Source organism: Fontibacillus phaseoli (genome assembly GCF_003337355.1).
Taxonomy (GTDB): Bacteria; Bacillota; Bacilli; order Paenibacillales; family Paenibacillaceae; genus Fontibacillus; species Fontibacillus phaseoli.
Genome location: NZ_QPJW01000012.1, coordinates 72,096 through 90,751, shown reverse-complemented (window position 1 = coordinate 90,751; position 18,656 = coordinate 72,096). Strand labels below are relative to the sequence as shown.

The window sequence follows — 18,656 nt, the reverse complement described above, 5'->3', positions numbered from 1 at the left end:
TTCCTAAGGCTTCCAAACTTCCAACTGGTCCCATGTCTTGTTCAAAGTTTCCAATTCGCTCCAAGTCAAATTGGCGGAATCCAGTTCCTCCCAACTTAAATAGGTGTACTTAAATTTGATGTTTAAATGAGCCGGTACAATTTCGCGCAGCGCCGTCCACACATCGTTAAGATTCGGTGGAACGCCGCGTTTGCCGATAAAGGTAATTACCACTTCGTACTGCCCGAAGTTTTCCTGAAGATGGATCTCTCCGTTTTGAAAGGAATCCGCTACATTTTTAATGACGGCAAGCGTGACCGTTCCCGCCCCCCGCAGCTTCGATTTAATGACAGAGCGCCGATGGTCCGCGGGCTTAAGCACATCGACGGGAATCCCGCATATTTCTTCCCATCTGGCCAGTCCCCAGGTTGCCGTATCGATAAAAAACTGGCACAGAACCTCTTCGATTCCTGCTTTCAGAGCAACCAGCTCTTCCGCTTCCCGTCCGGTCAAATTGTCCACGATGACGGAATCCGCATAGTATCGCGGCAAATATTCCACCATGTCGGTTCGGATATTGCGTCTATAAAGCAACGAAACTCACCGCCCCGGCTACGGCCACTTGTTCTTCATCCAATTGCAGGTTGCCGCTCACCCCGTTTATTTTCAAATCGCTGAAATCCGAAACCGATGCAATATCGAGCAGTAGTCCGAATATCCGGTTATAAGGAACTATCGTGCTATGAAAGGCCAGTTCTGCCAGATAAGCAGTCAATTCCTTTACAAATAGCCCCTTCACCTCATCCAAAACGGCGCCTGGCGCAAGGGTCAATCGGGCCGACACGTTAATCGCGACCTCCAGTGCTGGAGATACCGTTACTAACGCGCCCACCGGCCGGCGTTCTTCCACCACCGTCTTGACCTGCTCAAGGATCGACGGAACAGGTGCCCTTTTGTCGTCGGACAAAACGGCAAGCTTCACCGTTCCGTTACCTTCCCACACGGGGAATACCTTCACATCACCCACTCCGGGCACCTCGAGTGCCCACTGCCGGTAATGCCATACATTTCCGCTGGTAGCGGGTCTGCGGACCCGGTCAAAGTACCGGCCAAGCAAAGACTCATCCGATTCAATATCCGCTCCATTGATAAAAGGCTGCGGGTTGGTGACGGAGACAATGCCCGACAAATTGCCCAACATTAACTTGATTCGGCCTGCCGCGATATTTCCTTTATCCCCGCCCGTCGCCGCTATAGCCTTCACAGATGCCTTGCCCTGCTTGATCGTACCGGTTTGTGCAGTTACGAAAACGATAGAATTTTCTTCATCTGTCGATACCGCCGTTCCGATTGGAACGATTGTGTTTTCATCTCCGACAAAAACTACTTCTCCCTCCGCCTTGACGCTCGGTCTCCGGGACAAGCCGAATTCCCGCGCACGCATATCCAGAAATTCAGATGGCTGATCCGGCCCGGCAAACCCAAACCGCAAAACATTATCGAGCTCAATATAGGCATGCGCCAGCTCGATCGCAGCGGGAGAAAGCAAATCGAAGGTAACGGAGCCTTGACGTGTGTCCAGATCCTCCGGCGTAGCCTCCAGCATCCGCTGCAGGATGGCTGCTTTGGTTTGATGTTCGTACACGATTATATACTCACCTCCTGCTCAATGACTCCTTCACTCGTAAGTACGGTAAACGTTATGAACAGCTTGTCACTGTCCCGTTCAATGTGAAACTGCTCCACAGCTTTCACGCGGTCATCCTCCAGCAGCGCCTCCGAAATGACGCGAGTAATCTCGCTTTTTAGCAACTGCTGGGAAATATCCTGACCGAGCAAGCTTTCAAGTTCGCAGCCGTACTGGCTGTTATAAATCAAGTAGCGATACCTTGCGGTTTCAACCGCCTTGCGGATAAACTGACGCATCGCTGCGATTCCGTCGATCATCCGACCTTCGACTTCACCTGCACCAAAGTCGAGACTATACGTTCTGGAAGGAGCGGAAACCGCCTTAACCAGGACGAAACGCTCCTCCTGACCTTGCAGCGGGGACAACGCCATTAATACATCACCGCCCGATCCAAAATAATATAGGTCTGCCCCTGATGAATCCCGGCGACGATGACCCGGTCGCCCTCCTTAAGTTCGTCGGTAAATTCCAGCTCAACTTCTTGGGCGACAAATTTTGCGGAGGCCATCTCAAAGGAAATGAACGATATGCTTCCGGTTCCTTGCGATAAAGTTAAAGTAGAGGCCTGCGATACGGATGATGAGGATATCTCCGCTTTCTTCTCGGTGTTCAAATTCACCTTCCGCTTGTACTTCGTCAGGGACTGGGCTACGATCAGGTCATCTTTCTCAAGTTCCACATTCATGTGATCCACCTTGATTTTCAACTCGGGAGGCTTGGCCGTGACGGTCGCCAGCTCAATGGTGATATCGCTGTTATACCCGATCGCACGGATCAGTTGGACGAGTTGGCTCGCTCCCGAACCCTCGATGCGTTCCATCATCTTGAAATCAGCCTCCCTTCTGCTCCTTGTATTCCATCTTCGGGATGTCATCGGTCGCTGACAGCGTCAGCGACATCGTATGGCTTCCGGCCTGGAAGCTGTGATCATCGGCCGCCACATAATAGCCTCCGAGAATCCCGGTCACCGATTCCTTGACATATACACAAGAACCTGAGACTATGTCCGGAATGCCCAGGCATTCGATTTTCGCCTCGTCGTCGATCATAGCCAAATCCTTCAGCAATTGCTTCGCCCTTTGCTCCATTTGCGATTTGGTCATATTTTGCTCCGGCTTCTCCAAATGCTGCATCAGGCCGAAGCGCTTGATCAATTCCCCGTCTTTGGCGCTGGCCGAAAGTTCCTTTTTCTTCTCGTCCCCGCCGGCCACTTTGATCTGGGTGCGGGTATCTTCGATCGATTGATTGTAGCTCGCCTCCAGCAGGTTTACCCCGTTTTCCAGCACCCATTTCGCTTTCTGTTCTTTTCGCCCCAGAAGCTGCAGCTTGCCTTCTTTAGATGTGATAAAGAATCTCTGCCCGTTTTGCTTCTCGGATTCGGTGAGCGCCATCACCATCATTTCGAACAGAGTCTTATCGCGGAACACGAGCTTGGGAATGACAAAGCCCGTATCGTGGATTTCGCCGGCGGGAATGGAGAATTCATTGCACAGCCGCTTCACCACGGCGGACGCAGTCTGGCCCCGGAATATTTTCGTATCCTTGTTTTTGGTCAGATAAATGTTCTCGTCGTAAGCCGTCAAAGACATCTGGCCTTTAGAATTGATGGAATCCGCAAACAGGACCCCGCGGAATAATTCCTGCTTTTCATCCAGCATCAGCCGCAGTTCCCCGCCTTTTTCAAAATTCATATATAGCTCCCGAAGATCCCCCGTATTGGACAGTTCCACGACGAGCTTGCGGGAAGCCTGCTTGATATCTCCGGACCATTTGATCGATTTGACGATCGGATCGAGATAGATCTGCTGCTTCGTATCCTTGTAAATGACGTTCCAGTTCATGCGGGAATCACCAGCTTCTGGCCGGGGTAAATCCGGTTCGGATTTTTCCCGATAACGGTCTGATTGGCAGCGTAAACTTCCTTCCACCTGTCGCCGTTACCCAGCGTCCGCTGGGCGATTTTCCATAACGTATCCCCGGGAGCAACAATATAAAAAGAAGGAGGCACTTTGGTATCCGGCCGGTGTTCTCCTGTAATGACCATGGCTTTGCCCGATCCGGAGGTTTCCACCTGACGGAACTGCACCTCTTTATATTCTTTTAGCTCCAGTTGGAAGTAGACATCTCCCGGATTTCCCGCCCGTTCGCTGTATTGAAAGGAGCGAATCGTAACCAGCCCCTTGATTTTGGAGCCCGTAATATCCAGACGAATGGGCTTTCGGCTGTGCATCCATTTCTCGATCTTCTCCACCGTATCCCATGGCTTGGGCAAGTCTTCATACTCACAATAACCGGGATGATAATCACGCGGAAAAAAAGACGCAAACGAGTATTCTTTCAGCACGGGTTCCCCGATCACCGTATATTCTCCCAATTGGGTAACCTGCACGTCTTCATAACCATACGAGGTTTTGACGGATACCTCCTCCGGATTGACCGGCAGCCAAAGCCATTCCTTCTCGTCAATCGTTTTCAACCAGAATTCTAGCGATGCCATTATGCCATCAATCCTCCTGCCGTCTTGATTTCGCGTGCCAACGCTCTGGCAATGGCATCGATATCGGATTCCTGGCGGACGTTAAACGTATTGCCCGTAATCGATATCGCTCCCCCCGTGCCGCCCTGGGAAAATTCCCGGTTTTCGCTCGCCGTCATGATCCGTTCGCCCTTATGTAACCGGGCCATCATGCCGTCATAAGGAACGTAGTCCATCCCGTGGTATTTGCTTGTCGGCGGACCGCCGGCTGAGGCGACCGGGCTTGTGCCGTTCGTGTTCAATTGGACGGAAGCCTGAGTGCTGACGCCAAGGCCTAACCACGATCTCATTTCGTTGAACTTCTCTTTTACAAACTCCCAGGCCGAGAGGAGAGCCCCCTTGATTCCGTCAGAGACCCATTTGAACGCGCCTGCGATTGCGCCGGTTATCGTATCGATGATGCTTTGAATGTCGTCCATATGGTACTTGACGAGGTAAGCCAGTAAACCGAAAGCTGCCCCGACCAAAGCGACGATGGCGATCAGCGGCAAGAATGGAATAACCAATGCCCAGGCTCCCATGGCCGACGCCCAGAGCGCGGTAACCGAAGCCCAGAGCGCGGGCGCAAACGCGGTGATCAACACGGCGCTCATGCCTAAAAGCGCGGCTCCCATAATATCCGCGTATTCCATCACGAATTCCAACGCCGCGACCATACCTTCCCCGAACGGAAGCAACGCTTCTCCCAACGGTGCAAGGGCAATGGTAATCCGGTTCTTTAAGGTATCAAAACGATCGCCAAAGCTTTGCAAGGCCTCGGCATGGCCCATAATCCCATCCTTGGACTGGTTCATGGCGCCGAGCATTCCGTTGAATTCGACTTGCCCGCCTTTCAATGCGGTAACCAGATCTCCTCCTACCAGCGGACCGAGGTTATCCAAGACAAGTTTGGCAGCATCCGCTGAAGTCGCCGCTTTTTTGATTCCATCGGCAAGGTCGGCGAATCCACCTGCAGGCATCTTTTTCTTGAGGGCATCTTCAATCGGATTAATGCCTTCTTTCTGCCATTTGGCCAACAGCACCATGGATTGCTCGAAGCTGAGGCCCATTTGCTGCATCGGCACGCCGAACTGGGCCATCCGTTTCATCAAATCGCCCATATTCACTTTTCCGGCCCGGCTTGCGGCAAAAAATTGCTCCAGCATCGGTCCGGCGTCCTTCGCGGCCCGCCCCCAAACGCTCATGGCTCTTGCGGCCGATTCTGCGGCTACGGCACTGTCCGATCCGGTAAGCCTGGAAGCTGTTAAAAGCAGTTTGGACAAATCCTCTAGGTCGGTTCCCGTTAAAGTTGTATCCCGCTGCAAAATCCCCATTGCTTTCCCGACTTCGCTCAAACTTTGAGGCACTTGCCCCCCCACGACTCGGAACGATTGAAGCAGGCTCTCCATTTCCTTCTGAGAGGCCCCCGAGGTGGAACGTAAAACGACATAAGCGGCATCGAAAACTTTAGCCGCCTCCAAGGATTGATCCTTGACCGAGCTAAGCCAGTTTCCCGCCGTACTGAACGCGCTGGCGATTTTGTCCCGCGGGCTTGCTGCGGCACTCGCGGCACCCGCCGCTTTTTCTTTTGCGCTTCCCGCCTTGGCGGGCAAGTTCGGTTTCAACCACCACGATTGCAGCGGATTGTTGCCAAAATTCCCGAGCGGATACCGAAGCCTTTTGTAATAGGCCGCGATTTTGCTTTTCGGCTCATCAAACTTCTCACTGATCCGTCTGCGGATGCTTTTCGGGCCGGCGGCTTTTTTCCTGGCCTCTTCCGCTTGTATCGCTGCAACCTTCGCAGCCCTCGCCGCTTCGGCCGCTTTCTCCCTGGCCTCCTTAGCCGCGAGCATTTTCCTCAGACTTTGTTTGGCCTTTTTTCCCTTGTTCTGAGTCAGATAAGCAATAGTAGCTTTCTCTGCCGCTTCCTCTGCAGCCTTCGCCTGTTCCGCTGCTAGCCGGGCGGCTTTCTGCGACTCTTTCTGGATTTCCGCAGCCTGATTGTTAAAATATTTTTTAATCGATTTCTTGCTTGTGAACTTGAACGCCAGTTCAATGCCAATGGTCTGAACCGTTCCTTTCGTCAACTTTGAGAGATCCGCTTTCGCTTTTTTGATACGGTTGGACAATTTCTCCAACTCCGAGAGGCTGGAACTCGTACTCAAAGCCATTCACCCCCTGGGCCCGGCTTTACGGCCTCATTCTGCGGGCAGCCCTCTCCTCTTGCTTCCGCATCTTTTCTTCTTCTTCCAACTGCAGCATCATCGAAGCGTACATAAATCGCTTCACATTCTCGTCTTTGTTGTACATCTCGTCCGGAGAAATATGATGGCGTTGAAAAATGAGATGCAACAGAAAGGCCTCACCGCCCGCTTTAATCAGTTTTTTATTTCGTCTTCATCGCTATCGAAACCGCTAATTTCCAAGATTTCCGCCGACAGCTTCGCTATTTCCCCTGCCAGCAGTAAACCCATGATTGCTTCCGTTGGCGTTCCGTATTTTTCGATCAGCTCTTTGGCCGACCAATCCGGAATCAGGCAGGCCTTTTGGATGACGAGCGCCCCGAACTGTTCCTCGTCCATCACCTTTTCCCGTTTTTGGCCTTTCCCCGTGTAATGCGTGCACTGCTCCTGAATTTTGTTTATCGTCTTTCCGTCCAGGGCCTGGATCTGGAAATCAACCCCCAGCCGTTTCAGCGGAATATCCTTCGTCGGTTTGCTGTCTGCGCTTAAGAGCGCCTGAAGTACGCTGCTTTGTCTGTCATCCGTAATTGCCATTGCGATCGATCTCCTTTTTTTGATCATTTTAGGTCTCTCCATGAAAAAGAAAAAGCAAGAACCCGGAGAGAGAAATTTATGAGGGCCGGGTTCTTGCGCTTCCGGACTTAACTGTTTTATTCGGCCACGAGCTTATCCATCAGCTCATAGCCGGTGAAGTTGAACGGAAGCTCTTCCTCCACGATAGAGCCGACCTCGAAGTGCATTAGCGGAATTTTATCGAACGTGACGCCTTTCAGCCGTACCCGGTAAGCCCCATAGGATTCCGGGTCCTCCAGCTTCAGAATCAGTTCCGTGGCGAACGTTCCCTTGCTGTCATCTGCGATCTGACCGATCAGTTCGACGAATTCAGAGGTGACTTTGTAGCCGGTGATGGTGCCGGATCCGCTTAGCCCGGTCACTTTATGCGCCGTCCAGCGCGTGCCGGAACGTTTGATTTCCTCCTTGGTGATCTCCACGTTCGCTTCCGCCGACTTGATATTGGTCAGCCATCTTCCATCGTAATACACGTATCCATAAGTCCCATTAATTACACGGGTTGAATCCAACACATGAACCCCTCCTATTAATTAAATATGAGAAAACCGCAAACTAAACTTTGATACTCAGCAAAATCCGTTCCATGCTGTCGATTTCCGTGAAGCCGATCAGCAGGAATACCGTGTCTCCTTCAGACTTCCGGTCCGGATCGAGCAGGACTACGATATCGGTCAGTACATTGTTCAGTTCCAGACGCTCCAGATAGGCTTTGACGGCTGAAATCAATGCGGCCTGGCCGTCGGCGTTATTGTCGAGCTTCCCTATGTAAGCTTCGGCAGCCGCTTTGGGAATATCGGTCGCGATGGCTTGACGCGCCCGCATGGCACGGATTTTTTTCTTGCTCGTCACGAGCCCTTGCTCCACTTTCACTTTTTCTCCGTCGTGGACAAGCACCAGGGAGCCTTTCTGCAGCGACCCGTTGACTTCGCTATTCTTGAGCCTCTTGGTAACGTCATTAGCGCGTACCGGCGCATACGTGATGGACTTATTGATTCCGGTTCCGGCAATCAATCCCGCAATATAAGGCGCATACCGGGATGAACTGTATACGTTCCCGCCAATATCCACGCCGGAAATCAAGTTGACGACATAATCATCCGCCAGATCGACGGAGCGCTGATTACCGATGGAGGAATCCTGGTCATCATCAACCGAGCCGCCGAACACGGTAATGAAATGCTTGCCTTCATCCTCGCGATTGTCTTTGCACCAAACCTGAGTCGCTTTTTGTTCATCCGCCGGAATTTGATCCGGAAAAACAAACACGTTGAACTGCCGGGAGCTGAACACATCCCGGATGGACGTATACGTAGCCGCTGTGACTGCTCCGCCTACTCCGGTCGGAACCGTATATACGAGTACTTCCTTCGCTCCGCCTTGCAGGACCAGACGAATCGGATCCACCGCGGCGATTCCGAACAGCACGACCGCTTCCGCTTCCTTTTCAATCGTGTAAAACTTGCCTGCTTCCGCTCCTGTGTATTGGAATAACGGCAGGCCTACCGTGCCCCGCGTACCGCCCTTGATTTGCGCCGCGGCTGCCTCCACAAAATTAATATACAGACCCGGACGTACCGGTAAACTAATCGGATCCCATGTTCCACCCATTATTTCATGCCACCTTTCAAATTAATTGTCGCCAACCGCATTTCTACCTTGCCTATTTTTTCGTGGTTCTTGAATGTTACGGATTCCCTTGCGTGAACATGAATCGTACCGTTGCATTTCTGCAGTCCGCTGTCCAGTTTCTCCGGGGCATCGATGGTGAAGGATTCCGCTCGGACAGGTCCAGAGAGCACACCCCCGGCATCCACGCCTTCGTTCATAAGGCTGCGGCTTAGCGCTTCCATGGTAAGAATCGCCGTTTTCGCATCATTGGCATAGCAAACCATCATATACTGCCGTTCGACCCGGGTTTGGCTTCGCGTTTCGCTCCGCCGGGTCTCCTGTTTCAAAGTGACCGCAAACTCCCCCGCCGCCGGCAGAGGCGGCTCCTGGAAGCGGTGAACGACGGCTTCCGGATATTTAGCGGTGATCAGTTCCGCAAGCCCGCCGACTTCTTCGGCCAAAGACATATCGCATCGCTCCTTTCGGCCGGTGTTTCGGATAAAGCAACCTTTCACGTTAAGCTTTGAATTTAATCCCTCGCCTTCCGTCTCATTGTTCAGCCCACTCACTTACAGGCTGCATTTCGGATTATAGGCCGGGCGTGAAACGGCGAATAGGATGAACTTTCTTCACCTGGGGGTGAAAGAGGTTCATCCTACCTTTTTGTCGCAGTCGCTGATATACTAGTTTTAATTGTAAACATCTGTAAAATGCGGAGGGGTTTATATTCATGGAGCGAATTCGGGTCATGCTGGTGGAGGACGATTCCTTTTGGCGAGAACATATTAGTGGAGATTTGGCAGACGAGCCTGACATCGTTGTGGCCGGGGTCGCCGCAACCAAGGAGGAAGCCATTGAACTGGCTTCGCACCAGGATCTGGACGTGATTCTGATGGATATCAACCTGACGGGCAACAATCTGGACGGACTGGACGCCGCCGAGCAAATTCTGCACCAGGACCGGAACCGCTCCGTAAAAATCATCATGCTTACTTCCATAACCGAAGCCGAAGTGATTATGAAGTCTTTCCGGCTAGGCGCTATGAATTACATAAACAAGTCGAGCTACCGGGATATCTTGCATGCGATCCGCGAGGCCAATAGCGGCCGGGCTTCCATACATCCCGATGCCGCACGGGCGATGCGGAGCGAAGTTCAACTGATGGAACTGTCACCGACCGAACGCGAGGTGTTTGAGCTGCGCCGGAGCGGAATGAGCAAACGGGAAATTTCCGAACGCCTGCACAAATCGACCAACACGATCAAAACCCAGTTGCGCAGTATCAAGAACAAACTTACCCATTTCAAGATGGATTAAGAAGGATTCAGAGGGTCCAGTCGGCGGTGCTCTCTCGGAAATTTGAGGCTTGGCGCCGGAGACTCGGGTTTGAATTTGTATTTTGGAAAATGAAGCATAATCGTCGTTCCTTTGCCGGGTTCGCTTTCGGCCACGGAAAGCCTGCCTCCGTGTTTGGACATCACGCTGCTGCAATAGGAGAGCCCGAGCCCGTAATTGAGCGCGTTTTTCTTGGTGGTAAAGAACGGTTCGAAGATTTTCGCCAGATGTTCCGGGGGGATGCCCGCTCCATTGTCTCTGACCTCGATCCTGAATTCCTTCCGGATTGCCGAGGTATGCAGTTCCACCACTCCACCGCCGGGCGGCATCGCATCGATGGCATTGCGGATCAGATTCGAGAGAGTCTCTCTGATATGCACCGCATCGCAGGTCAGTATTCCCTCGGCTCCATAAGAAACGGACAGGGTGACCTCACCATTCTCCGTAAGGGTTCCGCTGGAGGTCAAGGCATCGTCCAACAGCTTACGGACCTCATGCTCGTTCTCATCCAGCACCACATCCTCCGCTTTTTCCTTGATCCGGTTTACCATATGAAGCAGATGGGCCGTCAGGCCGTGGACTTGGCCGATTGTTTGGACGGCTTTTTCCGATTGCCCCGTGGAGAGCAAAGTCCTGCTTTTCTCGGCGAGATAGTCTATTTTTTGAATCTCGTTCTTGATGGAGTGATTCAGAATGGACACGCCCATCGTAAGGGTACGGATGGAATAATCGATCCTTTCCCGCTCGATTCGCAGCTTGATGCCGAGGAATCCGTAACGGATCGTAAAGAAGAGAACAACGACGACGGTCGCAAGGATCACGATGAAGTTGGCCTGCCACATCCCGTTGCTCCGCAGATCAAATGACCACCAGCCCAACTCCAAATAGTCGAAACCAACGTAATCGGACATAAAAGCCCAGATCATCACGAGGGGAAACAACAGCGTTCTGCGTTGGCTGCGCCTTCTTAATTCATTTTTTTCGCGGAAGTAAGCCAGCAAATAAAAAAAGCAGCCGATCGCGACGAACATGCCGTCCCACCAGCGGAAGCGGCCGATTTCAAAGATGTTCCAGGGACCGTTCCGCAAATGGGTTCCCAGCAGCAGCACCATCCCCGATAAAAGCAGTCCCGTCAAACCCCATTTCCACCGGGAGGACATCCTCTCATTAAGCCATAAGCCGCCCATACTAAAAACATAAGGCAGAACAAAGAAATAGATGTTCATCCCGATCACCGTCGAAAGGTACAGTAACCGGCTAATAAACGGGGGCAGCCACGCGGCGTCAGCAAACACGGGCATAATTGACAGATGCATGCTGAACGCGTAACTGGCTGAACCTCCAAGCAAGATCGTTAATCCGATCCATATGTTGGACCTTGTTCTGTGCAGTAAAATAAACAGCCCCAGGGACCATAGCGACAGGAACATCAGAATATAAATAATCCGCACTTCACTTACTCCTTCAAATCGCAGATTTAGCTTTATTTTCTAATTATTCCCTGTAACTTTCATAAATTCCTGCTTGGATTTGTTAAAAATATCACGATTTACCTAGCTGGTCTGATTTAGCGTGACGGATTCAGATGCGGGAGAGCCAATTGCCGCAGCTTCGGTATGAGGCCACAGCAGGCGGCGGAACAAAACCCCAAGCAGACCAAGCACAAGCATCACCACGCCGATGGACATAAATGCTGTTCCGACGGAAACAGCCCTGATCAACAGGCCTCCCGCCAGCGGCGCAGTCAGCATCACTAAGCTGTTCATCGTATTCTGAATGCCGAACACGCGACCGACGACCTCCGGCGAGGTTTCCTTTTGCAAAATATAATTTTGAGCCAGAATATATGCCCCATTGCCGACTCCGATCAACAAACCAAATCCCAGCAGCCAAAGAAGATGGCTTCCCGGAGGGCATAAGCCGAGCAGCGCGACGCCGACTCCGATTAATCCGCAGCCTCCGCCCAGTCCCCAGCCATAGCTGATCCTGTCGAGCCGGTTCAATAATAGGATTACGCCTACAGCGCCTGCTCCTATGGCAGCGACTACTTGGCCGGTCAACGATTCGTCCTGGGGCGAGATGGACTTAAACAGGGTCGGAAACTGATAATCGACCATCAAGATGGCCGCCAAACCGACAAAGCCAAAAAGCACGGTATGAAACACCACTTTGTGATGCCAAAGAAATACCCAACCCTCTTTCCATTCGCTCCAGAAACTTTGTTTCCCGGCCCTTCCTTTTGCAGCGACCTTCTCCTCTTGTACCGCAGAATTTTGAGGTGCGCGCCATAATCCCAGCAGCAACAGGGCGGACAACAGTCTCGCTCCCATATTGATCACGATACAAGCCTGCGGAGACAGGGCGGCAAGCGTTACCGCCCCCAACAGTGGCCCGGCTACCTTCGAACCTTGACCTACCAAGCCGTTATAGGAGGTTGCCTGCAGCAGCAAATCCGCCGGAACGACCCGGCGGGTCAGCGCCTGCTGGGCCGGCACATGAAACACGCCGGCCATGGCCCGCAAGGCCAGCAGCGGCAGCAGCCATGCAAAATTCGGAGCGAACAACACACCAACCGTCAAGAGTACGGTCAGCAGATCGCAGAACATCATCAGCTTGGCCTGTTGTACCCGGTCTGCCAGCGTACCCGCAAAGGAGCTGAACAAAACGGACGGCAGCGCCATGCATACCGGAATAAGCGCGATCAAAAACGGGTCGATGCCCCAGCGGTAAACGACCAAAACCTGGATCGCCAGCGCGTCGAACCAGTCGCCGAACGAGGCGAGCGCGTAGGCGGAAAACATGCTCCGGTAGTTGCGGATCGACCACAACTTGGAGCGGGACATAGATGCCATTTACTAATTCCTCCATCCTTCATCAAATCAGTTTCTTTCTTTGCAGGATAACTGATTTATATCAGAGGATTGTCAGACGAGAACCGGAAAAACCAGATTAAATTACTTAATTCCGCTTGCTCCATTTGCAAGAATTTCCATGATGGACTGTTCCAGATCCTGGCGTTGCGTTAACAACTGGTGTTCCTTCTCGACCGATTCAAATAAGGATGCATATTTGCGAACCAATGGACTCTCAGGATAGTAACGCCACAAAAACAGATTGATCTGGTTAATCGCAGCTATATAAAGCGGAATATGCAAAGACATCCCAAGCACCTCCAGGCCTTCATCCAGGCACTTTTCCGCTTCCCGTTCCTGGCCTTCCGAGAGAAGCCGAAGTCCTTTAAACACGCGAAACCTGCCTATCTCTCTAATATATGGCTCCTTCTCGAGCAAACGCTCCAGTCTAGCCGAAGTCTGGTCGGCTTCGTTCCAGTTCCCCGCAACCAAGTGAACGTACATTTCCATCAATGCGACGGGCATGACAAAGCCGATCAATCCGTCATGCTCCACCACGCGGCGGGTGTGGACAAAGCGTTCGATAGCTTTCTCGGGCTGTCCCGCATCGGCATATACCTCGAGAATATTCAGGATTTCCATTTCCCTGTGCTGTTCCGGAGTCATCAAGCCTTGCTTTAGCGCCGCCTCGCAGTAGCCGAGCACACGGGCGGAATCGGGCGCAGTCGCCCAGTAAAGAAGGAGCAGCCAGTATAACCGTTCCCGTGGGTGAACTTCGCCCGTCTCTACAAACCACTTGATGTCAGCTTGAATAAACCGGATATACCTCCGGTAAAATGCATCGATCTCAAATCCGAGGACTTCGTGCTGAGCCGCCAATGCCATGATCGATTTTCCCTGCCCAAGCAAATGATATTTTTCAAACAGCCCCAGTACAGCGGACTTTATCTCTTCATCGCGCATGGACGGATTGTCCACGCCTTTGGGATCGGCCATGATCAGGCTGTACCCGTATCCCCGGATCGTGTTGATCCGGATATGGCTCCAGTGATGGAGCTTTTTCCGCAGGCGGTAAATATGATCGTCGACCGTGCGCTCGACCGGGTATTCCAACACCCAAACCCGGTCCAGCAATTGCTCGCGCGAAAACGCCTGACCCCGGTGTTCATACAAAAACTGCAGCAGGGCGAATTCCTTAGCCAGCAGTTCCACGCTCTCCGTCCCTTCGGTCACCGTATAGCCGGCCGGATCGAAAATCAGTTGTGCCATGATGGTTCTTCCTTTCCAACATCAAGAAGCGGATTCAGTTGTTATCCATTTTAATACATAATACAACAAATGGTTATACCGATATTTACATGAACATGAACGCGGGAGATGTCCACTTATCTATAAAAATGGAACGAGCTGTGCCTTTCCATTTAGTTGCTCTTCCTTTCCGTAATCTGCTATGCCGGAATAACGGCCTTTCTGGTCGCTATTTTGTGCTTTGTGGGTAGTTTGCAAGAAATAGCGAACTTCTGGGCCCTTATTTATGAGGAACCCGACCATTGGGAGCTCCTTTGACCGATTTACAGAGAAATAGCGCCCCAAAAGGACGCTATTCCCTATTGCTTCGCCTATTTGAGGGAATAAGGTCCTGAAAGGGCGCTATTTATGCTTAGGCTCTGTTTCCGTCGCAGTCGAACTTATTCCATGGACATATTGACCTTGTTATCGGCTTCCCGGGGCGATGACAAGCCTCGGTTCTTACCAGCTTTAAGAGAAAGTACGAAGCAAAGAAGCAGAACAAGAGCAGCTGCCACGTATGGAAAATTGACATCGAAATCAAACAGAAAGCCCGCAATGATCGGCCCGGCGATATTGCCCAGACTGGTATAAGCCGAGTTCAACCCCGCAACATACCCCTGCTGTTCCCCGGCCATCTTGGACAACTGCGTGCCCACCGCCGGACGCAAAATATCGATCGACAAAAATACAATGAAGGTAACTGCGACGATCAACCAGTAGCTGGACACAAACAGCGTCAGGGTAACGAACAATCCGGCTAGAAGCAGGCAAAGCGATATCACGCGTTTCTCCCCGAAACGGTTCAAAATCCAGCCGAAAACCGTGACCTGCACGACGGCGCCGGAAATCGAACCGAATGTAATAATAAATGCGATATCCTTGGGGGTAAAGCCGAATTTATGATCCACGAACAGGCCGAATACCGTCTCGTAATTGGCTAGCCCGAAAGCAAGCACGAATACGATAATTAAATTGAAAAAGTAGACTTCCCGGCCCGAGTTCAATAATTGGGTTAGCAGGCTCTGCTTCGGGGCAGCATCGGAACGGGACTCCGCCCGCTGCTCATCCGTCAACGATTCCGGCAAAATAAACAGCGTAATGACCGCCGCTACCGCACCTGCTACCGCGGCTGCATAGAAAGGAACACGAATGCCGAATTCCGCGATATATCCCCCGATTCCCGGTCCGATAATAAAGCCGGTAGTAATCGCGGCATTGATGAATCCCATTCCTTTGGCTCTCTCCTCATTCGACGTCACATCCGCGGCATAAGCCATGACGGCCGGCATGATCAATGCAGCGCCGATTCCTCCCAGCATTCTAGCCGCAAACAGCAGCACGGGGGAACTGACCGCCCCGAACAGCCATTCGGAAAGTGCAAAAACAATCATCCCCGCAACAATGATTTTCTTCCGTCCCAAGGTGTCGGACAACCTGCCGGCAACGGGGGAGAACAACAGCTGGGTGAGGGAGAACGCCGCAACGAGCAGTCCTACCATGCTCCCGCTGATATGAAGCTCCGTCATGTAGGTAGGCATAATCGGAACAACGAGACCTATTCCCGTGAAAACGAGAAATATATTCAACATGAGCAGGAGCATGGCTCCCCTGTTTCTTAAAATAAGTGACATAAAAATTCCTCCTGGATTCTGCAAATGGATCAGCCTGACGTATTGGAGGTTGATCATCCTTTGTTCTTACTTATACTGAACGTTCGTTTTGTATTTTACCAAAACAACGGTTTTTTTAAAAAACTTTATGGATGCCTGAGATTTACCTGTCAGCTATCCCGTACAAGAATACCTTCATCGCCTGCTTATACAACTCGAGCACCGCTTCCGGGTCTTTCTTCCGCGCCATCTGGCTCAGACCGATCAATAAACTTTCAAGAATAACAGCCTGTTCTCCAGCACTTTCCGACCGAAATTCCCCACGATCTATGCCTTGCTGAATCAAGCGTTGGTTCCACTGAAGATGTCGTTCGACCATTTCGGCCATCCGCTCTTCAATTTCACTCGTTTTCTCTTCGCTCTTGAAAAATTCATCTGCCGCCTTGGTTAGAGGGTGATTTAGGTCATCATGCACGAGCAGTTCCGCAAAACCGTACAGTTTCTCCGTCGTCGTTTTGTATATCGGCTCCTTCTCCTGCCACTTCTCTTCCCACTCCCGGTCCCACTCGTCGATTAAATAGAGAAATAGACCCTCTTTGCTTTTAAAATGATAATAAAGGTTCCCCTTGCTGCTCCCCGTTGCGGCGACTATGTCTTCGATGGAAGTGGCTTTATAGCCCTTTTGGGCAAACAGATTTCTGGCAGCGTCGACAACTCGCTTTTTGGTCTGTTCGCTTTGCAGTTGCTTTTTATTCACTTCGGTTCCACTCCATTCGCAATTCGCAATAAAAAAATAGACCCTGACATTTATACTGAACATTCGTTCTGTATCTTAACAAAAAGTACAGCCGCACGCAAGTGCCGCTGTACTTCCATTTTCACCAAATTAACGCGTCCGCTCGGTCATTCACCCAATTAATCTAGCTTACCGACTTAATTCTGACGTACATTCTCCAAAGGAGCCACGCGCCCATATGAAACTTTGGCTCCTTCAGATTTTGCCGCCCATTGTACTCCGTTTGCGATAACTTGGAGCACTTCAGGTTGGTGATATATCGGGAATGTTTCATGGCCTGGTCTGAAATAAAACACTTTCCCCAGCCCTCTCTTGTAGCAGCATCCGCTGCGGAACACTTCGCCGCCTTCAAACCAGGAGATGAAGATGAGTTCATCCGGCGCCGGAATTTCAAAGCGTTCCCCGTACATTTCTTCCTTCGGGATTTCGATATATTCCCCCAGTCCCTTTGCGATCGGATGGCTCGGTTCGATGACCCAGATTCTCTCTTTTTCCCCGTCGCTCCGCCATTTCAACGACCCGGTATTCGTGCCCATCAGGGCGCGGAAAATTTTAGAGGCGTGGCCGGAGTGAAGGACGATCAGTCCCATGCCGTCCTGTACCTTTTGGCGCACCTTCTCTACGATCTCGTCGCTGACTTCGTCATGGGCCAGATGCCCCCACCAGAGCAAAACATCGGTTTGATTCAACACTTCATCGGTCAGGCCGTGTTCCGGATCATCGAGCACTGCGGTTCTTGCTTCCAAACCTTCCTGAGTATTCAGATGATTGGCAATCGCCATATGGATGCCTTGCGGATAAATGGCTTTAACCTGTTCATTATGTCTTTCGTGCCGGAATTCATTCCACACGGTGACTTTAATTTTCGACATGATAAAAAATCCTCCCTTGTCCATAGAAGCCTTCCAGATCGGCTTAGCGTCCCTCTCCCAGACTCCCGGAGAGGGATGGTATACATATGTATAATATCGCCCTTTTTTCATTGTTGCATTAGCTATTTTGCTATCTTGTCACCGTTTTTTTGCCGTCAGCCAAAAATCGACCCTACCACATCAATCCACCAGAAGTGATGTCATCAGTATAAAACAAGCCGACATCTGTCGGCTCACAGCAGCGGAATATGAATATACTGATCATATTCCGCTTTGCTATACTGATGTTTATTATCCTTTGAACGCGAATCGATATAAAATTGCATAATTTGAAAGGCAATATCAACCTGATTCCTGTCTATTTCCATTCTCAGCGCGCTTGTGTCCGGCGGCAGTAGCTCCGGGCAACCGCTCGTGCAAAAAACGGTCAATTGAAGCTCCATCCCCTGCGCAGCATTCGCAACATGCATGCCGACAAATTCATTGATTATGGCGCCGTTCTTCCCATGCTGCTTTGCCAAAAATCCGGGCAAGCCCTCACCGTTGTCTGCGCTCAGGACGAAGATAGAATCCGAATCCAGATTCGCGGCTTCAATAATTTCATTCATCAGACTATCGTTATTAAAAGAATCCATAACAAGGAAATATTGTTCCGTGCTTCTTCCCGTCCGCTCCTTCCAAAGCGCGAATGCCTTTCGGTAATCGAATACGACCTTGTGAAAAAGCGGGTCCTCGATATAGCTGTCGAGCAGCACTATCGGCACTCCGATATTGAATTGAACGGATATATCCCGGAAGACCTCCTTCTTCACGTCGACCAGAAGGACCCCGTCCACCTCCCGCTGCTGCACAATATCGAGATTCGGCTCTTCCGCGTCCATCCCCATTACAAGCAGATGATAGCCTTCCCGCTTGCAGATGGCTTCCGTGCGTTCGATCAGCATCCCGTAGTAAAGCTGCTTCCAATAGCCGTCCTGCTTGCTGCGGTTAAAGAGCAGGGCCAGCATGCCCGATTTCCCTTTGACCAGCGAACGCGCCGTCAAGCTCGGAATGTAGTTCAGTTTCTTGGCCGTATCAAGCACTCTGCAACGCGTTTCGTCCGTTATCGTCTGATTATCCACTTTGTTAAGAACATAGCTGACCGTTGCCACCGAAACGTTAGCTTCACGGGCAATATCCTTCATCGTCGCTTTTTTCACAGTCGGCACCTCATTGGTTTTCTTCTCTAGCGTTGATTAACCTGTGGATGTTTCTAATCATTATAGAATTGTTGTTCTGTTAGGATGATACCA

Annotated in this window: 20 protein-coding genes; 1 reads left to right on the top strand and 19 read right to left on the bottom strand. The window is 51.3% G+C overall.

Going from position 1 to position 18,656, the window contains the following annotated elements:
• Nucleotides 1–3: 3 nt before the first annotated feature.
• From DFP94_RS20955 to DFP94_RS20900, 12 genes are all read right to left on the bottom strand, one after another.
• Nucleotides 4–573, bottom strand: coding sequence for a putative phage tail protein (locus DFP94_RS20955; RefSeq protein ID WP_245955029.1), 570 nt, complete (start codon nt 571–573; stop codon nt 4–6).
• A complete protein-coding gene (locus DFP94_RS20950) occupies nt 563–1,624 on the bottom strand; it encodes a baseplate J/gp47 family protein (RefSeq protein ID WP_114498412.1) in 1,062 nt (353 codons plus the stop codon). The genes DFP94_RS20955 and DFP94_RS20950 overlap by 11 nt, the downstream gene beginning before the upstream one ends.
• Nucleotides 1,625–1,626: 2 nt before the next feature.
• Nucleotides 1,627–2,040, bottom strand: a complete 414-nt coding sequence (locus tag DFP94_RS20945; protein WP_114498411.1) for a DUF2634 domain-containing protein — start codon at nt 2,038–2,040, stop codon at nt 1,627–1,629.
• Nucleotides 2,040–2,492 (bottom strand): DUF2577 family protein, encoded by a 453-nt coding sequence (locus tag DFP94_RS20940; RefSeq protein ID WP_181873246.1) that lies wholly within the window; start codon nt 2,490–2,492, stop codon nt 2,040–2,042. The genes DFP94_RS20945 and DFP94_RS20940 overlap by 1 nt, the downstream gene beginning before the upstream one ends.
• 7 nt (nt 2,493–2,499) lie before the next feature.
• Entirely contained in the window at nt 2,500–3,510 is a 1,011-nt protein-coding gene (locus DFP94_RS20935; RefSeq protein WP_114498410.1) for an XkdQ/YqbQ family protein, read from the bottom strand.
• Entirely contained in the window at nt 3,507–4,166 is a 660-nt protein-coding gene (locus tag DFP94_RS20930) for a LysM peptidoglycan-binding domain-containing protein (protein ID WP_114498409.1), read from the bottom strand. Before DFP94_RS20930 ends, DFP94_RS20935 begins: the two co-directional genes overlap by 4 nt.
• A complete protein-coding gene (locus DFP94_RS20925; RefSeq protein WP_181873245.1) occupies nt 4,166–6,349 on the bottom strand; it encodes a phage tail tape measure protein in 2,184 nt (727 codons plus the stop codon). Before DFP94_RS20925 ends, DFP94_RS20930 begins: the two co-directional genes overlap by 1 nt.
• Nucleotides 6,350–6,374: 25 nt before the next feature.
• Nucleotides 6,375–6,536 carry a hypothetical protein gene (locus DFP94_RS20920; protein ID WP_220270928.1) on the bottom strand — a complete coding sequence of 54 codons (162 nt, stop codon included), beginning with the start codon at nt 6,534–6,536 and terminating at the stop codon, nt 6,375–6,377.
• A 26-nt stretch (nt 6,537–6,562) separates the two neighbouring features.
• The gene (locus tag DFP94_RS20915; RefSeq protein WP_245955028.1) at nt 6,563–6,961 is read right to left on the bottom strand and encodes a phage tail assembly chaperone; all 399 of its coding nucleotides are present in this window, start codon (nt 6,959–6,961) and stop codon (nt 6,563–6,565) included.
• 116 nt (nt 6,962–7,077) lie between these two features.
• Entirely contained in the window at nt 7,078–7,512 is a 435-nt protein-coding gene (locus DFP94_RS20910) for a phage tail tube protein (RefSeq protein WP_114498406.1), read from the bottom strand.
• Between the two features lie 40 nt (nt 7,513–7,552).
• On the bottom strand, nt 7,553–8,608 hold the full coding sequence (locus tag DFP94_RS20905; protein WP_114498405.1) for a phage tail sheath subtilisin-like domain-containing protein: 1,056 nt from the start codon (nt 8,606–8,608) through the stop codon (nt 7,553–7,555).
• Nucleotides 8,608–9,075 carry a hypothetical protein gene (locus DFP94_RS20900; protein WP_114498404.1) on the bottom strand — a complete coding sequence of 156 codons (468 nt, stop codon included), beginning with the start codon at nt 9,073–9,075 and terminating at the stop codon, nt 8,608–8,610. Before DFP94_RS20900 ends, DFP94_RS20905 begins: the two co-directional genes overlap by 1 nt.
• A 263-nt stretch (nt 9,076–9,338) precedes the next feature.
• Here DFP94_RS20900 and DFP94_RS20895 point away from each other — a divergent pair, with 263 nt between their 5' ends.
• A complete protein-coding gene (locus DFP94_RS20895) occupies nt 9,339–9,926 on the top strand; it encodes a response regulator transcription factor (protein ID WP_114498403.1) in 588 nt (195 codons plus the stop codon).
• Here the strand turns inward: DFP94_RS20895 and DFP94_RS20890 are convergent.
• The 7 genes from DFP94_RS20890 to DFP94_RS20860 form a co-directional block, all read right to left on the bottom strand.
• Nucleotides 9,923–11,395, bottom strand: a complete 1,473-nt coding sequence (locus tag DFP94_RS20890) for a sensor histidine kinase (RefSeq protein ID WP_114498402.1) — start codon at nt 11,393–11,395, stop codon at nt 9,923–9,925. The genes DFP94_RS20895 and DFP94_RS20890 overlap by 4 nt on opposite strands.
• A gap of 102 nt (nt 11,396–11,497) precedes the next feature.
• Nucleotides 11,498–12,796 carry an MFS transporter gene (locus tag DFP94_RS20885; RefSeq protein ID WP_114498401.1) on the bottom strand — a complete coding sequence of 433 codons (1,299 nt, stop codon included), beginning with the start codon at nt 12,794–12,796 and terminating at the stop codon, nt 11,498–11,500.
• Between the two features lie 102 nt (nt 12,797–12,898).
• The gene (locus tag DFP94_RS26335) at nt 12,899–14,065 is read right to left on the bottom strand and encodes a winged helix-turn-helix domain-containing protein (protein ID WP_114498400.1); all 1,167 of its coding nucleotides are present in this window, start codon (nt 14,063–14,065) and stop codon (nt 12,899–12,901) included.
• Nucleotides 14,066–14,484: 419 nt separating this feature from the next.
• Complete coding sequence (locus DFP94_RS20875; RefSeq protein WP_114498399.1) at nt 14,485–15,717, bottom strand: MFS transporter; 1,233 nt, start codon at nt 15,715–15,717, stop codon at nt 14,485–14,487.
• A 142-nt stretch (nt 15,718–15,859) separates the two neighbouring features.
• Nucleotides 15,860–16,453, bottom strand: a complete 594-nt coding sequence (locus DFP94_RS20870) for a TetR/AcrR family transcriptional regulator (protein ID WP_114498458.1) — start codon at nt 16,451–16,453, stop codon at nt 15,860–15,862.
• A 176-nt stretch (nt 16,454–16,629) separates the two neighbouring features.
• Nucleotides 16,630–17,364: a ThuA domain-containing protein gene (locus DFP94_RS20865; protein WP_114498457.1), complete on the bottom strand. Its 735-nt coding sequence runs from the start codon at nt 17,362–17,364 to the stop codon at nt 16,630–16,632.
• Between the two features lie 233 nt (nt 17,365–17,597).
• Nucleotides 17,598–18,563 (bottom strand): LacI family DNA-binding transcriptional regulator, encoded by a 966-nt coding sequence (locus tag DFP94_RS20860; RefSeq protein ID WP_114498398.1) that lies wholly within the window; start codon nt 18,561–18,563, stop codon nt 17,598–17,600.
• Nucleotides 18,564–18,656 lie beyond the last annotated feature (93 nt).

What these genes read in the sequence shown, in the direction of transcription:
- DFP94_RS20885 (WP_114498401.1), bottom strand. Translation starts at nt 12,796, where the DNA reads ATGGCATCTATGTCCCGCTCCAAGTTGTGGTCGATCCGCAACTACCGG.
- DFP94_RS20935 (WP_114498410.1), bottom strand. Translation starts at nt 3,510, where the DNA reads ATGAACTGGAACGTCATTTACAAGGATACGAAGCAGCAGATCTATCTC.
- DFP94_RS20930 (WP_114498409.1), bottom strand. Translation starts at nt 4,166, where the DNA reads ATGGCATCGCTAGAATTCTGGTTGAAAACGATTGACGAGAAGGAATGG.
- DFP94_RS20945 (WP_114498411.1), bottom strand. Translation starts at nt 2,040, where the DNA reads ATGGCGTTGTCCCCGCTGCAAGGTCAGGAGGAGCGTTTCGTCCTGGTT.
- DFP94_RS20865 (WP_114498457.1), bottom strand. Translation starts at nt 17,364, where the DNA reads ATGTCGAAAATTAAAGTCACCGTGTGGAATGAATTCCGGCACGAAAGA.
- DFP94_RS26335 (WP_114498400.1), bottom strand. Translation starts at nt 14,065, where the DNA reads ATGGCACAACTGATTTTCGATCCGGCCGGCTATACGGTGACCGAAGGG.
- DFP94_RS20915 (WP_245955028.1), bottom strand. Translation starts at nt 6,961, where the DNA reads ATGGCAATTACGGATGACAGACAAAGCAGCGTACTTCAGGCGCTCTTA.
- DFP94_RS20940 (WP_181873246.1), bottom strand. Translation starts at nt 2,492, where the DNA reads ATGATGGAACGCATCGAGGGTTCGGGAGCGAGCCAACTCGTCCAACTG.
- DFP94_RS20875 (WP_114498399.1), bottom strand. Translation starts at nt 15,717, where the DNA reads ATGTCACTTATTTTAAGAAACAGGGGAGCCATGCTCCTGCTCATGTTG.
- DFP94_RS20905 (WP_114498405.1), bottom strand. Translation starts at nt 8,608, where the DNA reads ATGGGTGGAACATGGGATCCGATTAGTTTACCGGTACGTCCGGGTCTG.
- DFP94_RS20900 (WP_114498404.1), bottom strand. Translation starts at nt 9,075, where the DNA reads ATGTCTTTGGCCGAAGAAGTCGGCGGGCTTGCGGAACTGATCACCGCT.
- DFP94_RS20895 (WP_114498403.1), top strand. Translation starts at nt 9,339, where the DNA reads ATGGAGCGAATTCGGGTCATGCTGGTGGAGGACGATTCCTTTTGGCGA.